At 25.9% G+C, this 13,624-nt stretch carries 12 protein-coding genes; 1 reads left to right on the top strand and 11 read right to left on the bottom strand.

Going from position 1 to position 13,624, the window contains the following annotated elements; genetic code table 11:
• Positions 1-25 precede the first annotated feature (25 nt).
• On the bottom strand, positions 26-811 hold the full coding sequence (locus O212_RS0105200) for an HAD-IIB family hydrolase (RefSeq protein ID WP_024614081.1): 786 nt from the start codon (positions 809-811) through the stop codon (positions 26-28).
• Positions 812-882: 71 nt separating this feature from the next.
• Positions 883-2,637, bottom strand: a complete 1,755-nt coding sequence (locus tag O212_RS0105195) for a ferredoxin hydrogenase (RefSeq protein ID WP_024614080.1) — start codon at positions 2,635-2,637, stop codon at positions 883-885.
• A 285-nt stretch (positions 2,638-2,922) separates the two neighbouring features.
• On the opposite strand from O212_RS0105195, the gene O212_RS0105190 reads away from it, so the two are divergent.
• Complete coding sequence (locus O212_RS0105190; protein ID WP_024614079.1) at positions 2,923-3,813, top strand: phosphatidylserine decarboxylase; 891 nt, start codon at positions 2,923-2,925, stop codon at positions 3,811-3,813.
• Between the two features lie 18 nt (positions 3,814-3,831).
• On the opposite strand, the gene O212_RS0105185 is transcribed toward O212_RS0105190, so the two are convergent.
• The 9 genes from O212_RS0105185 to O212_RS15915 all read right to left on the bottom strand — a co-directional run bounded on the left by O212_RS0105185 (position 3,832) and on the right by O212_RS15915 (position 13,622).
• Entirely contained in the window at positions 3,832-4,959 is a 1,128-nt protein-coding gene (locus O212_RS0105185) for a DUF1887 family CARF protein (RefSeq protein ID WP_024614078.1), read from the bottom strand.
• A gap of 49 nt (positions 4,960-5,008) precedes the next feature.
• Positions 5,009-6,697, bottom strand: a complete 1,689-nt coding sequence (locus O212_RS16570; RefSeq protein WP_024614077.1) for a CDP-glycerol glycerophosphotransferase family protein — start codon at positions 6,695-6,697, stop codon at positions 5,009-5,011.
• Positions 6,698-6,806: 109 nt separating this feature from the next.
• Positions 6,807-7,274 carry a PssE/Cps14G family polysaccharide biosynthesis glycosyltransferase gene (pssE, locus tag O212_RS0105175; protein ID WP_024614076.1) on the bottom strand — a complete coding sequence of 156 codons (468 nt, stop codon included), beginning with the start codon at positions 7,272-7,274 and terminating at the stop codon, positions 6,807-6,809.
• Between the two features lies 1 nt (position 7,275).
• The gene (gene pssD, locus O212_RS0105170) at positions 7,276-7,746 is read right to left on the bottom strand and encodes a PssD/Cps14F family polysaccharide biosynthesis glycosyltransferase (RefSeq protein WP_024614075.1); all 471 of its coding nucleotides are present in this window, start codon (positions 7,744-7,746) and stop codon (positions 7,276-7,278) included.
• 9 nt (positions 7,747-7,755) lie between these two features.
• Positions 7,756-8,907 carry a CDP-glycerol glycerophosphotransferase family protein gene (locus tag O212_RS0105165; RefSeq protein ID WP_024614074.1) on the bottom strand — a complete coding sequence of 384 codons (1,152 nt, stop codon included), beginning with the start codon at positions 8,905-8,907 and terminating at the stop codon, positions 7,756-7,758.
• Between the two features lie 61 nt (positions 8,908-8,968).
• Complete coding sequence (locus tag O212_RS0105160) at positions 8,969-9,988, bottom strand: ribitol-5-phosphate dehydrogenase (RefSeq protein WP_024614073.1); 1,020 nt, start codon at positions 9,986-9,988, stop codon at positions 8,969-8,971.
• On the bottom strand, positions 9,978-10,700 hold the full coding sequence (locus tag O212_RS0105155) for a 2-C-methyl-D-erythritol 4-phosphate cytidylyltransferase (protein ID WP_024614072.1): 723 nt from the start codon (positions 10,698-10,700) through the stop codon (positions 9,978-9,980). Before O212_RS0105155 ends, O212_RS0105160 begins: the two co-directional genes overlap by 11 nt.
• Before the next feature lie 39 nt (positions 10,701-10,739).
• A complete protein-coding gene (locus O212_RS15920; protein WP_024614071.1) occupies positions 10,740-12,428 on the bottom strand; it encodes a CDP-glycerol glycerophosphotransferase family protein in 1,689 nt (562 codons plus the stop codon).
• Between the two features lie 9 nt (positions 12,429-12,437).
• Positions 12,438-13,622, bottom strand: a complete 1,185-nt coding sequence (locus tag O212_RS15915) for an ABC transporter ATP-binding protein (protein WP_024614070.1) — start codon at positions 13,620-13,622, stop codon at positions 12,438-12,440.
• Positions 13,623-13,624 lie beyond the last annotated feature (2 nt).

Raw genomic sequence — 13,624 nt, 5'->3', positions numbered from 1 at the left:
TTCTTTTTTTATTAATTATTTTAATTTATTTTATTATGTAATCAACAATCTCATGAACATAATCTATATGATTCTTTGCATATATTTTTACGCCATCTTCCGCTCTATTAAATGTATAACTGTTATTTGTTATTTCAAACATTGATACATCATTAAACGAATCACCTACAGTATATATATCATCAAAATTTTTATTTTCTATCTTTAAAACTTCTTTTAATCCATTTCCTTTTGATGAACCCTTAGAAACTATATCAATAAAAAATTGATTTCTAAATATACCAAGTTCATCTCCAAACATATTTATTAATCTCTCTTTTATTTTTTCTGCTCTCTCTATAGAACCATCTGATGCAAATACACTTAAAATTAATGCTCCACTTTTTAAGTTTAATATATCTTCCTTTTTAGCTACTTCAACTTCAAGCTCTTCAAAAAATTGTAGATTTTCCAAGTCAGCATTTTTATTTTCTATTAAGTTCATTCCATTTCCATTATCAAAATAAATCATAGTTTGCTCTTCATCTGAAAATTCTTCTATAATTTTTTTAACTGCTTCAAACTCAATCATACTATTTTTTATTACCCTTTTATCTTTATCAAGTATTAATGCCCCATTACAAAGAACTAAATAATCAAATTCTAAATCATATTTTTCAAATACTTCTTCCATACCTAAAAGAGTTCTACCTGTAGATACAATAAATTTATGTCCTTCCTTACGTAAATTTTTTATTCCATCAAGATCCCTCTTGTGAATCTCCTTATCAACCAACAACGTTCCATCAAAATCACTTGCTAATAACTTCATAATTCCTCCCTAAAATAAAAAAATGTACCTCATACTTAATATAGCATGAGATACATTTTTATTATATAGAATTATACAATTTCTTCTGAAGATTTATCTTTTTTCTTATATTTTAAGTGTAATAACTCATGAGCTCTTCCATGTCCTGGTTCTCCCATATATGTTTCATACATCTTTAATAAAGCTTCATTTTCATGTGATTTTCTCTTCTTAAAGTTTTTATCTTGGTTATATAAAACTGATGCTCTTACAGCTTTTACATTTATCTTTTCTCTATTTTCAGCGCTTACATGTGGTTGACCACCACCATCTACACATCCTCCTGGACATGCCATAACTTCTATAAAGTGATAGTCTTTATTATTCATTCTTCCACTTTCCATGAATTCATAAAGGTTTGCTGAACCATTAACTACTGCTAAATTATAGTCTTTTCCACCTATATTTACTGTAGCTTCTTTTATTCCATCTAAACCTCTTACTGAATGATATTCTATTTCTTCTAAGCTTTTCTTTTCAACGAAGTCTTTAGCTGTTCTTATTGCAGCTTCCATAACTCCACCAGTTGCTCCAAATATAACTCCAGCACCAGTGTATTCTCCCATTGCAGGATCTTGAACTCCATCTTCTAACTTAGCAAAGTTTATCTTTCTTTTCTTTATCATGCTAGCTAATTCTCTTGTAGTAATAACAGCATCGATATTTCTTATTCCGTCATTTTCCATTTCTGGTCTATCTGCCTCATACTTTTTAGCTGTACATGGCATTACAGTAACTGTAAATACTTTTTTAGGATCAATATCTGCTATTTGTGGATAGTATGTTTTTGTTGCAGTACCAAATATTTGTTGTGGTGACTTAGCTGATGATAAGTTTTCTATAAACTCTGGATAATTATTTTCTACTTGTCTAACCCAAGCAGGACAACATGATGTAAGCATTGGGAATGGACCACCAGCTTCTATTCTTTGAATAAGTTCTGTAGCTTCTTCCATTATAGTCATATCAGCACCAAAGTTTATATCAAATACTTTATCAAATCCTAATTCTCTTAATGCAGTATATAATTTTCCTGTTACATCTACTCCATAACCCATGTTAAATAATTCACCCATTGCTGTTCTTACAGCTGGAGCCATTGCAACTATTACATGCTTTTCTGAATCTGCTAAAGCTTCTTCAACTCTTTCAATATGTGATTTTTCTTCTAATGCAGCTACTGGACATGCTGCAACACATTGACCACATAATAAACAATTTGTTTCATCAAAACATTTATTATCTGTTGGCGCTACCATTCTTGTTCCATCTATATTTGTTATCTTTATAGCTTCTGTACCTGATTTTGACTTACAAGCAGCTTGACATCTTCCACAAAGTACACATTTTGTTCTATCTATAGTAATTGATTTACTTCTTTCATCAATATATTCGCTCTTATCTTTAGGTAAGAAAGGTGTTGTAGCTCTTCCTTTGCTTTTTATAACTAACTTTAAAAGCTCACAAGTTTCTCTTCTTGAACATTGTCCACATTTAAACTCATGCTTATTTAATAAAGTAGAAACTCTAGCTTTAACTCTTTCTTGTACCTTCTCAGTATTAGTTCTTACAACCATTCCATCTTCAACTTTTGTAATACAAGCTAATGCAAGATTTGGCTTTCCTTCTATTTCAACAGCACACACTCCACACTTACCTATATTTGAACACTCTTTTAAATAACAAAGCGTTGCTATATCGTTTATGCCATTTTCTCTTGCAGCATCTATTATAGTAGTACCTTCTGCAACTTGGATTTCCTTGTCATTAATAATTAATTTTTTCATCCTTAAAAACGTACCTCCATTAACTTAAATTTAAACCCTCTTAAAACTAAAAAGATTGTTATAATTTTAACTATCAAAACTATGTATGTATTTTAAATTATTAAAAAATAGGCTTATAAAATTTAATCACAATTTGATTTTACCTTATTACGTACATAATATCAATCGGTTGTTAATATGTTATAATTTTCAAACTACTTCAACTTGCATTAAATATTACTTTACTCTATACTTTTATTATATTTGCTAAGAAAATTCTTATAAAGATTAACAGAGGAGTAAAATATGATACTTGTATACAATAGAACTACAAAATCATACGAAGAAGAAAAAGTTGCCGGAATAAAATATTTAGAATGGTGCTATCAATCCCCTTCTGGAAGACGTATTACTGAACTTATTATTAAAAAGAAAATTTGTTCTAAATTATATGGCTTTTTTTGTGATACAAAATTAAGTAAAAAGAAAATACCTCAATTTATAAATGATTTTGATATAAATATGAATATATATTCTAAAAAGCCTAAAGAATTTAAAAATTTTAACGATTTCTTTGCTAGGAAAGTTCGCTCAACTGCAAGACCTATACCTTCAAATAAGGATACATTAATGTCTCCTGTTGACGGAAGATTGCTTGCCTATGATAATATAGATATGAATAAACTAGTTCAAGTAAAAGGAATAACTTATAGTCTTAAGGAACTAATAGGTAATTCTGAAATAGCAAAAGATTACGATAATGGAATTTGTTTAATTTTTAGGTTATGTCCTACGGATTATCATAGATATCATTTTGTAGATTCAGGTATTCCACTTGAAAATCATAAAATAAAAGGAAATTATTATTCTGTAAATCCTATAGCAGTTGATAAAGTACCTAAACTTTTCTGCCAAAACAAGCGTGAATGGTCAATTTTTAAATCTGATCATTTTGGCGACATGCTTTATGTAGAAGTTGGTGCAACATGCGTTGGTAGTATAATTCAATCATACAAAGAAAACAAAAGAGTAAATAAAGGTGATGAAAAAGGCTACTTCAAATTCGGTGGTTCAACAGTAATATTATTTTTGAAAAAAGATATTGTTCAAATTGACAGTGACATACTAAAGCAAACACATTTAGGTTATGAAACTAGAGTTTATATGGGTGAGTCCATTGGTAATAAAATAAAGTAACTAGATATACTAGTTACTTTATTTTTTATTTATTATATATTCCAATTCTTCCTTAAACTTATTTAAATCCTTATTTAATATTATAATATTTATATCCATCTCTTTAGCCCTATCAAATATAGATGATTTTATTGGTCTTTTTGTTGCAACAAGTATTTTCTTTGTATTTTCTCCACCTAACTTATCGCTATATACTTTCAATTCATTTAATGTATTCTCATCATACTTTGAACTATCTTTACATGATATTATAACCATTATAGAATCTTTAACTGCAACTACGTCTAATTCATTCTTTATATTACCTTTTGGTTTATTCCATAAAAAAACTACACCACTTTTTACATCATCAATAGTACTTATATCTTTTACTACACTCTCAGTCAATATTTCAAGCCAAGTACCACTTTTAAATATAAATGGCTTTAATGTATCACTTAAAAAAGTTACTTCTAAGCTATTTTCATCATTATTTGTTTTTATTAATTCTAATTTTTTAAAGCCATTAATTATACTCAATAAAAGTTCTTTTTCTTCATTATTTAATTTATACAAATTAACCTTTACTAATTGTTGATTATTATAATCATGCTCAAATAAAGATGTATCATATAGTTTTTGTTTATACTTATGCCATAAATCAATATTTCTATATATTAATTTTGTAAATTCCATTATATTATTATCTTTATTAATCTTACTTTCATAAGATAATATATTACTTCCATTAGCTTCAATTATATCATCTACATATAAGTCTGCTAATTCTTCTTCTATCAAATTCATCCCTTTTTTAAACCAATATTCCCTTTTGGCTAATATATCAACATATACTGCTTCAATATTATTTTCAATGCATTTATTTAATAGTTTTAAAGCATAAAGTGTGTCTTCTATAGTTAAATTAAACACTAAATTATCTATATTTCCTATTTCTTTAATATTATCAATATAATTTTTATTTATTGTTTCTATTTTAATATTTTCATTATATCCTTTATAAACGTTAATTATGTTATCTAACTTTTCTTCTCTTAAGTTAGGTTCTATAACTATTTTTATATTATTAAATTTATACTTTTTAAATAATATTAAACCACTTTCATTATGCTCACTAAATACGGTAACTAAAGTATCTTTTTTCATAATGCTTCTCCTTAAACAAGTATTATATAAATTTTATATTTTTATAAAGCTAATTATCTAAATTTAATAATGTATCAACAACCCTTTTTGTGGATTTCCCATCAAAATGATCAAAAAACTTATTTCTAAATATACTTAACTTATCCATTTTAAAATTATTTTTTATTATTATATCTAATATTTCATCAGTATTTCTTGCTATAGGTCCTGGTATAAATTTTTCATATGGGTAATAAAAATCTCTTGATTCAATATAATTTTCTAAATCATACGCAAAAAATATCATAGGTCTTTCCAACAATGAATATTCAAAACAAACTGATGAGTAATCTGTTATTAAAATATCTGTTATAAATAATAAATCATTTATTTCTCTCTCTTTTGATAAATCTAATACAAAGTCCTTATACTCATTACTTATCTTAAAATTATTTTTTATAAATGGATGAAATTTCAAAATCAAAATATAATTATCTTTTAATTCATCATATAACTTTTTTATATTTAATCTCCTAAAATCATAAGTTGCACTACTTTGTCCATTTCCTCTAAAAGTTGGAGCAAATAATATAACTTTTTTATTCTTTATCATAGAATATTTGCTATAAAGTTTATCCATAATATCCTTTTTATAATTTTCATCAAAAAATATATCTGTTCTTGGAACTCCAGTAGATACAATTTTATTTTCTGAAATTCCAAATGCTTCAGCATAATATTTACTTATATTATTTGAACTAACTATAACTTTAGTATAATTTCTATGATTTCTAGAATTAAATTTAGGCCCTCCTTCTTTTCCCACTCTACTAAATCCAAATGTTTTAAATGCTCCTGTTGCATGCCATAATTGTATTACTTCAATCTCATCTCTAATATCATACTTATATATTTGTGGATAATAATCATCTAATAGAATATATTTACTAGTTGCAATATAATAAACTAGAGTTATCATTTCTTTTAATGATCTCCTTGCAGTTATACTTGGCTTCAATATAGACTTTATATCATATTCTCCTCTTTCTTTTAGTTCCTTATATATAAACTCAAAATTTCCTGAAAAATCAGTTCTACTATCTGATAAAAATACAACTCTATTTCTTATTATTTTTTTAAATTTAAATATTTTATACATTCTTTTTAAAATTAAATTTCCAAATTTACGTTTTTTATTTAGTACTGCTAGCTTACAATTATATATTAATGGATTCTTAGTAAGAATATTTTTGATATATGCTTTATAATTTATATATTCATAAAATATATCTATAAATAAATATCCCTCTTCAAATTTTAAACATTGTTTTTTTATAGCTTTTTTATTATAAATAAATATCTCTTTAGGAACTACTTTTTTAATTTTATTTATATCTCCAGTATAATTTAAATCACTTTTAACTTCTTTATCTCCAGTATTTAAATATATTCCAAATTTCCAAACACCAACATCCAATGATTTTCTATATGCTATATTACTTAAGTCTATTATTCCCTCAAATCCTGAATAATCATAATTGGTATAATCATCCATATATTTATATGTTATATCAGCTCTAAATTCATTCTTTATTGGAATTACAAATTTTTCATTTTCATTATATATATATATTGATTTCTTTATCTTATAGTTTTTATCTATCTTTACTCCTTTTATAAATGCAAAACCTCTTATATAAAGTTCATCATTAGTAGTATTTAATTCTATAGATTCAATTGATGATAATACTCTAACCATAAAAATCCTCTCTCAAAATATACTATCTATTAGTTTTACACTTATAATAAATTTTATACAAAAATAAAAAATACACGTAATCTTTAAAACTATTACGTGTATTTATATATTACATATTATCTATTGTTTCAATTATAAAATTTATAATACTACTATTATCAAAAATATATGGCTTTAATTTAATATCATTATAATTTTCTATAGCCTCTTTTAAAGAATCATAATCAGTACAATTTATTGTATATCCATCTTTAGAAAGTTTATTACATATTTCTAATTGATGATCGTCATTATGCTCATTATATTTAGAAAGTCTTGGCATTGTTATAACTTTTTTCTTATGTCTTAATGCTGTAAGTATTGATCCAACACCACCATGAGTTATTACTAATGTACTTTCTTTAATATATTGATTAAAATCATTTTGATCTAAAAAAGGGATTACTTTGTATTTATTAGATACAAATTTAGTATTTCCTGATTGTATTATTACTTCTTCTTTTATATCCATTTTTTCTAGATATTCAAGTAACCTTTTAAACTCCAATTCATGAGTTCCTAAAATAACAAATATCATTTTAATACAAGTCTCCTTTATATATAGAATTATCATAAACCTTAGTCATTTCTTCATGTTGAACTAAAAATACATCAGCAATTTTATTTATCATATTACCAGACATACTTTTTGATTCTACTCTAGCAAATGTTTCAATAAATATTATTTTCTTTTTAAATATTTTTGCAATATAGCACATTGGAACTGCTGTATGAGCTCCTGTTGTAACTATTACATCTGGTCTTATTTTAAAATATAAAAATAAAGATTTTACTATATTATATGGAAACTTAAACATATAACTTAACATATAATTTCTAGCTCCATAAACTAAATAATCTATTCTATTTCCATATTCATTTTTCAGTTTTAATGTAGTATCATTTTTTTCTGTAATTATATGATAGTCATATCTATCAAATATTTTTTTAAGTTGCATAAGTTCTGATAAATGGCCACCAGTTGATGATATAAATAATACCTTCTTCATCTTAATCACCTAATTTTCCTTTTTTAAAATTATTTTATCAACAAACCTTTTTGATGCTAATCCATCAACATCATCAAAAAACTTATTCTTAAAAGCTTTAATTTTCTCATAATCACATGTATCATTATTTAATACTTCTATTAATTCATCGGTATTTTTAACTATAGGACCTGGTACAAAATTTTCATATGGATAATAAAAATCTCTTTCATGTTCATATGAATCTAAATCATCCGCAAAAAATATCATAGGTCTTTCTAATAGTGAATATTCAAATACTATTGATGAGTAATCAGTTATAAGTAAATCAGTCATTATAAGTATATCATTTATTGCACCATAATCTGACAAATCGATTACTCTATCATTTTCTATATTAATTGCATCTTTTACAAAAGGATGCATTTTTAATGCCAATACATATCCTTCTGGTAAATCATTTACTACTCTTTCAACATCAAAGCTTATATCCATCTTTGCATCTGATTGACTATTTCCTCTAAATGTAGGAGCATATAAAACTATATGTTTTCCCTTAAGCTTAGGATATTTACTGTAAACTCTTTCTTTTGCATCTTCCTTCATTTTTTCATTAAAGAATATATCAGTTCTTGGTATTCCTAATGGCTCTATATTATTTTCACTCATATTAAATGCTTCTGCATAATATTTAGCTACTTCTTTTGAACTAACTAATACATGTGAATAATTACTATGAATAGGAATATATTTAACGTAATCATTATCTGCACCAAAATTTTTATCTAATATACTAAACCCAAATTTTTTAAATGCACCACAAGCATGCCACACTTGAACAACTTCCGTATTTTTTCTAAGCTTTTTAACTGTATATACTGGAAAATAAAAATCATCTATTAAAAAGTATTCTGAAGTTGCCATATAATATGTTGCTTTCATCATATGAAAAAAATATGTTATTATTCCTTTTATTCCTTTATTAAATTTCTCATAAAGAAATACACATTTATACTCTGTTTGTCTACTTTGTATCTCATCGTATATATATTTAAAGTTACCATCCATAGTATCATTTCTGTATGTTGCAAATACTACTCTCTTCTTTACCGGAACTATATATGAAATGTAATATACTATTCTTAAAAGATACTTTAGTATAATTCTTTCTAATGTTTTCATTTATAAAAATCCTCACTTTTAATATATATTTAAAGACCCTTCTAAAAGGGTCTTTATTATATTAAACTCTCCAGTTTAAAACAGTCTTAAACGGTGTTGTTAAATCATGCTCAAATCCTTTTACAATATCTTCGATTCCTTTTACATCAATAACTGCTGATATAAGTTTTTGCAATTGATTTTGAGCATCTTCATGAGCTTCTAAGAAATTAACTGCTTCTTGGAAGTCAACTCTTCCACTTCTACTACTTCCAACTATAGTTAATCCTTTTTCTAATACCATTCTAGTATTTATTGGTACTGGATTTTCTGAAACCCCAAGTATTGCAATTACTCCTTCTGGATTTATGTAATCAATTATTTGATCTATAGCATATTCACTAGCTTTTCCACCAACTGCTTCAAATGCATGATCTACTCTTAAGTCATCTGGAATACTATCTATTTGGTAAGTTTCATCTACAAATGAGAAGAAATTTAACTTTTCTTCATTTTTACCAAAAACTATTATTTCTGATTCTGGGAATTTCTTTTTAAGTATTAATGCAGTTATGAAACCAACATTTCCGTCTCCCCAAACACCAATCTTATTTCTTCTCTTATGAGCTTTTTTGTCAAATCTATCTATTGAATGAGCTGATACACTAATAAGTTCTAAGAATGAAGCAACATCGTGATTTATTCTATCATATTTTATTATACGATCTCTTCCCATAAATACATATTGTTGCATGAATCCGTCATATCCACTAGCTCTAAACTTACTTGTTCTTAAATAATTTTCTGCAATAACTGAATCATCTTCAGTTGGAGTATTTGGAATCATAACAACTGTATCTCCAGGATTAAATTCTCCCTTTGGGTCATATATAACTTCTCCAACACCTTCATGAATAAGAGCCATAGGAAGTTTCTTTTTCATAGCTTCCTTTCCTCTTGTTCCTGTATAATATCTTTGATCTGCTGCACATATTGATAATCTAGTTGGTCTTACAATAATTCCTTCGCCATCTAAGCTTCTTTCTTCAAATTCAACTGTAATTTGCTTAGGAGCAACTAATCTATATACTTTATTTATCATTTATATCATCCCTCACTAAAGCATTAGCTAATTTTAAATCATAAGGAGTTGTTATTTTCATATTGAAAACTTCCCCTTGTACTAGCTTAACATTTTTACCTTTTACAACAAATATCTTTGCAGCATCAGTTAATATTTTCTTTTCATCATCAGATAAAGAATTATATAATTCAACTAATTCTTTAATTCTAAAACTTTGAGGTGTTTGTCCTTGATACATGAAATCACGTCTTGGTATATCACTTATTATGTCACCGTCCACTGATTCAACGATAGTATCAAATGCTGGAACAACAGTATCACAAGCTCCAAATTCTAAAGCTGAATCAATATTATCATTTATTATTCTATGAGTTAAAAATGGTCTAACAGCATCATGAGTTACTATTACATCTTCATCATTAATACCAAAGTTTTCATTTATGTATTTTATTCCGTTCATTATTGATTCATTTCTGTCTGATCCACCTGCACATACTGCAATTTTATCTTTTAATTGTGCTGGAACAAACTTATTTATTAAATCGTTAGTATGTTGTATCCATTGCTTTGGTGTAGTAATAATTATTTTGTTAAATCTTTCGTTTAATAAAAATGCTTCAATTGTATGAATTATTATTGGTTTATTTCCTAGTTTTAAGAATTGTTTTGGCATCTCAGTATTACCCATACGAGTACCTTTACCACCAGCTAAAATTTCTGCGTATATCATTTTATCACTCCCATAAAATTTTATTATTTATATCCTTATTTAATTGTCTAATTTTAAAAGTGTATTTACAACTCTCTCTGTTGATTTTCCATCAAAATGATCAAAGAAATTATTTCTAAATTTTTCTAATTTTTCAACTTCAAATTTGTTTTCTTTTACTATATCTATTATATCATTAGTTGTTCTTGCTATAGGACCTGGAACAAAACTTTCATATGGATAATAAAAATCTCTTGATGCAATGTAGTCATCCAAATCATAAGCAAAGAATATCATTGGCCTATTTAATAATGAATATTCAAAACAAACTGAAGAATAATCTGTTATAAGAATATCTGTTATAAATAATAAATCATTTATTTCTCTTTCTTCTGATAAATCTATTACAAAATCCTTACATTCATTAGGTATATTCATAGGTTCCTTTATAAATGGATGTAACTTTGAAATGATTATATATTCTTCACCTAATGCTTCATAAAGTTTCTTTATATCAAAAACTTCAAAATCATAAGTTGCACTTTTCTGACCGCTTCCTCTAAATGTAGGAGCAAACATTATTACTTTCTTATCTTTTAACATTGGATATTTAGTATAGAATTCACTAATTTTTTTATTTTTATATTCATCATCAAAGAATATATCAGTTCTAGGAACACCAGTTGATATTACTCTATCTTCTGAAATTCCAAAAGCTTCTGCATAATGTAATTTTATATTTTCTGAACTAACAATAGCTTTAGTATAATTTCTATGATTTTTAGATTTAACTTTTGGACCACCTTTTTTTCCTATTCTACTAAATCCAAAAGTCTTAAATGCTCCAGTAGCATGCCATAATTGTATAACCTCTACATTATCCCTAATATCATACTTATATATTTGAGGATAATAATCATCAAGTAATATATACTTACTTGTAGCTAAATATTTAACTAAAGTAATCATTTCTTTTAATGACCTTTCTGCTGTTATACTTGGCTTAAGCATAGACTTTATTTCATAGCCACCTCGCTTTTGTAATTCATTATATATAAATTCAAAATTACCAGTAAAATCAACTCTACTATCTGATAAAAATACTACCCTATTTTTTATTATTTTTTTATGCTTAAATATACTATATGCTTTCTGTAAAATCCAATTTCCAAATTTTCTTTTGTTCTTTTTTAAATTCTTTTTTATCTTAATTGAAGTAGGACTATTTATAGTAATATTTTTAATATATTCTCCACTTGATAACTTTTCATCTGATACATTTATATTTATAAATCCATCTTTAATTTCCAATGATTCTTTTCTTATAAACTTCTTATTATCTGATTCTAATTTCTTAGGTATTGCATGCTTAATTTCTTTTTTCTCTCCAACATATTTTAAATCAGTTTCAATTTTTTCTCCATTAGCATTTAAATATAAACCAATTTTCCATGTTCCTTTTGATAATGGTTTTCTATAATTTATACTACTTAAATCTATAAACCCTTCAAAGCCTGCATAATCATAATTAATATTATCCTCTTTATACTTATCTGTTATATCAAGTCTTAATTCATTTTGAGCTGGCATTATAAACTTTCTATCACCATTATATATAAAGAAAGATTTCTTTACTTTGTAATCTTTATCTATATTTTTTCCTCTAATTAATGCATATCCTCTTATGTAGATTCTTTCTACATTCGAGTTCCAATCTATATGCTCGGCTCCACATACTAATTTATCCATTTCATCACCCTATTCGTTCTTTAAAACATCATGCTCTATATAAACTAATCCATTTCCATTCTTGCTATCATTTTCATTGTATTCAACATTAAAAGATCTTTTATTCGAATATCCTACAAAAAATATTCCTGTCCCTTCTCTTAATTCTCCTGATAATAAATATTTTCCAGGTAATAATACATTTTTTATCTTTATTTTTAAAGTATGCTTTCCTATACTATTTTTGATTAGATAATCATTATTCATTTTATCACTTGAATAAATTAAATTAGTTGCAGCATCTCTTACTGTAAATGACCATTTTAAATCTGGCATATCTTTTTTAACTTCATAATCAAATGAATAAACTATATCATCACCAGCTTTAAAAATTCCTTTATTCTCAAATTTGAAATTACTTACTTCTATATACGCCTTTTTATCTATTTGTGCTTTACCTTTAGATTTTTTCTTCTTCTCTTCTTTAGCTTTTTCTTCTTTTAAGAAATTTTCATATCTTGGTAATAACTCTTGAGTTGGACCATAATCTATTAATTCACCATCTTTTATCCACATACATTTTGTACAAAATGATCCAACTGTATATAATGAGTGACTTACAAAAAATATTGTTTTTCCATTTTTTCTAAAATCGCTCATTTTTCTTAAACACTTAGTTTTAAATACATCATCACCAACAGCTAAAGCTTCATCAACAATTAATACATCCGGATCAACATTAACTGATATTGCAAATCCAAGTCTTGCCTTCATACCACTTGAATATGTTCTTACTGGTTGATTAATATGTTCTCCAATATCTGCAAAATCAACTATTTCTTCAATCTTTTCATCCATTTCTTCTTTTTTATATCCAAGTATAGCTCCTTTTACATATATATTTTCATATCCTGTAAGTTCTTGATCAAACCCTGAGTTTAATTCAAGTATTGCCGATATCTTACCCTTAATATCAACATTCCCAGATGTTGGTTTTACTACTCCTGTAATTATTTTAAGTAAAGTTGATTTTCCTGCACCATTTTTACCTAAAACCCCAACAGCCTCTCCCTTTTCTATTTCTACGTCAATATTTTGTAATGCTTTATATTCAGTATAATTTTTCTTATTAAACATTAAATCTATAACCCTTTGAAAAGGCTTTTGATATATTCTATACGTCTTACATATATTATTTATTTTAATCGCATACATCT

The organism is Clostridium sp. Ade.TY (assembly GCF_000498355.1).
In the GTDB taxonomy this organism is placed as follows: Bacteria; Bacillota; Clostridia; order Clostridiales; family Clostridiaceae; genus Clostridium.
This window is presented reverse-complemented; position numbering and strand designations above follow the sequence as displayed.